This is a genomic window from Mixta sp., assembly GCF_024610815.1.
Taxonomy (GTDB): Bacteria; Pseudomonadota; Gammaproteobacteria; order Enterobacterales; family Enterobacteriaceae; genus Mixta; species Mixta calida.
Genome location: NZ_JANION010000091.1, coordinates 1 through 2,423 on the forward strand (window position 1 = coordinate 1; position 2,423 = coordinate 2,423).

Sequence of the window (2,423 nt, forward strand, 5' to 3'; positions counted from 1 at the left end):
AGCAGAAGCAGAAGCAGAAGCAGAATAGCGCCCATAATAAAAGCCAGCAACCGCTGGCTTTTAATCTGAGGGGCAAGTTACATTTTGTAACTTAATGCCGCCGCGAATATTACTCTTTGTGGGTTACGCGCTCTGCCGGCATCTCTTCAGCCTTAGCAGGGGCCGCCGTATCCTCATCCTTCATCGCTTTTTTAAAGCCTTTAATGGCGGCACCTAAATCGCCACCCAGCGAACGGAGTTTATTCGTGCCAAACAACAGTACGATCAACGCACCGATAACCAGTAACTTGGCAATACTGATACCTTCCATAACACCTTCTTACATTAACAGGGAAGACAACTGCCGCTATTAACGCGCAGAACGCTGATTAATACAACAGCGACATGTAACAGATTACTAATTTTTCCCTTCAGCGCCCATGCGCGGCGCGGCTTATAACCTGCCGGCGTTCTCAGGCCTCTTTATTGAGCTCAGGTCGAGCGAAGCGACGATTCGTCAGCACCGGCAGCATCCGTCGTGCGCTGGCCAGCCGCTCCGCATCCAGTTCGGCAAAAACCAACGCCTCCGTCTCTGCGGCGCGCGCGATAGTCACGCCCAGCGGATCGATAATCAGGCTGCTGCCGATATTACGCGGACCACATTCGCCTACCGCGATTAAATAACAGGTGTTCTCCAGCGCCCGCGCCGTCGCCAACACCTCCCAGTGCATCTCTTTTAACGGCCCTCTGACCCAGGCGGACGGCAGCACCAGCACATCTGCGCCATCAAGCGCCAGACGGCGCGCCAGCTCCGGGAAACGAATATCATAACAGGTCATCATGCCGACTTTCATGCCGCCCACCTCAACCAGCGGCGGCACGGCGTTACCGGCGGAAACCCGCTGTGACTCCTGCATGGTAAAGGCGTCATAAAGATGCAGCTTATCGTAGCGGGCGACGATCTCGCCGTTCCGTACAGCAAGCTGGGCGTTAATCGCGCGCTGCGGCCCATCCGGGATATAGATAGTCAGTATGGTGGTCAGGGCGTTTGCACGGCTTGCCGAGAGCAGTTCGGCCATAAAGGGGCCGTCCAGCGGCTGCGCTTCCCGCACTGCCAGTCCTGGGTCACTCATATCGGTCGCCAGCACCGCCTCAGGCAGCACCAGCAGTGCGGCGCCCTGCGCCTGCGCCTGCCGCATCAGACGGACGCAGGTAGCCGCGTTTTCGCGCCATTCACGGCTGACGGCGAACTGTCCCATGGCAACGTTCATTCTCTCTCCTTATGATGACGCAGACGCCATTGTAACGCCCGCAGCGAAGGGTTTCAGGGCGCCAGCTGCTTAATCAGGTAGCGCGGCGATTCGATATAGTTTTCACGCGCGTAAAACTGATTGGCCTTAATGCGTTTCTCATGGCAATGCACTTCGAGGCGGTCGCAGCCGCGTTCGCGCGCCAGCTGCTCGGCATACTGTAACAGATGCTGTCCCAATCCTTTGCTGCGCTCGCCTTCCGCGATACAGAAGTAGCTGATGCGGGCAAAGTCGCCCTCCAGCGCCAGCTGCGGAATAAAGTGCAGCGACAAGAAACCAAGCACGGTTTGGCGATCTTCCGCCACCAGCAGAACCTCATCGGGATGATCTGTAAGCTGACGCAGACGTCTGTCCATAAAGCTATCGGTATTACCGTAGCCCAATTCATTCAGTAACGAGATAAGAGCAAAGCGGTCTTCAGGCTGAGCTGGGCGAATATTCATGGCGACTCCTTCAGGTACGCCGGACGCGTAGGGGATATCTGTTTATAGCCGCAGCGAAGGCGTTGAAGCAAGGCAATGGTGATTGCAAAACGTGACGAATGCTTTTTATGTGCAGCGGCGCAACAATTAATGTTTCCTTAATCTTGCGCTGACAAACTGAGCAAAAGGTTGATGAGGTGGACGATGAAATGAAAAACATGATACCGCAGTGCTTTTCTGAACTTTTTGCATTGATGCTGAGCTGTTTCTCTCTGATTTTCTTTGTCGCCCTGTACGTTTATCGTTAAACTCAGGCGAAAAAAAACCCGCCAGGAGGCGGGTTTTTAAAATTCTGACTGTTAACTTACAGAGCGATAACGTTAGCAGCAGATGGGCCTTTTGCGCCGTCAGTGATTTCGAACTCTACACGCTGACCTTCAGCCAGAGTTTTGAAACCATTGCTCTGGATAGCAGAGAAGTGTACGAATACGTCTTTGCTGCCATCTTCCGGAGTAATGAAGCCGAATCCTTTGGACTCATTAAACCACTTAACGTTACCTTTGATCTTGGACATCTATATTACCTTTACATGAAAAATGGACACTAAACTGTGTCGGGGTTAAGTACAGCAATTGCTGCGCGTTTTGTCCAGTGCGTCGTGAAGAAAAAGTGATAAATATCGCTATTTTTTCATGACCGACGCGTTTAACGC

At 53.0% G+C, this 2,423-nt stretch carries 4 protein-coding genes; all 4 read right to left on the reverse strand.

Annotation, left to right across the window (positions count from 1 at the left end; translation table 11 throughout):
* Positions 1-109: 109 nt before the first annotated feature.
* Entirely contained in the window at positions 110-310 is a 201-nt protein-coding gene (gene tatE, locus MYY08_RS05895) for a twin-arginine translocase subunit TatE (RefSeq protein ID WP_038627474.1), read from the reverse strand.
* Positions 311-452: 142 nt separating this feature from the next.
* Complete coding sequence (locus tag MYY08_RS05900; RefSeq protein ID WP_288013812.1) at positions 453-1,250, reverse strand: deaminated glutathione amidase; 798 nt, start codon at positions 1,248-1,250, stop codon at positions 453-455.
* 53 nt (positions 1,251-1,303) lie between these two features.
* Complete coding sequence (locus MYY08_RS05905; protein WP_038627477.1) at positions 1,304-1,732, reverse strand: GNAT family N-acetyltransferase; 429 nt, start codon at positions 1,730-1,732, stop codon at positions 1,304-1,306.
* Between the two features lie 343 nt (positions 1,733-2,075).
* The gene (cspE, locus tag MYY08_RS05910) at positions 2,076-2,285 is read right to left on the reverse strand and encodes a transcription antiterminator/RNA stability regulator CspE (protein ID WP_038627478.1); all 210 of its coding nucleotides are present in this window, start codon (positions 2,283-2,285) and stop codon (positions 2,076-2,078) included.
* Positions 2,286-2,423: the final 138 nt, after the last annotated feature.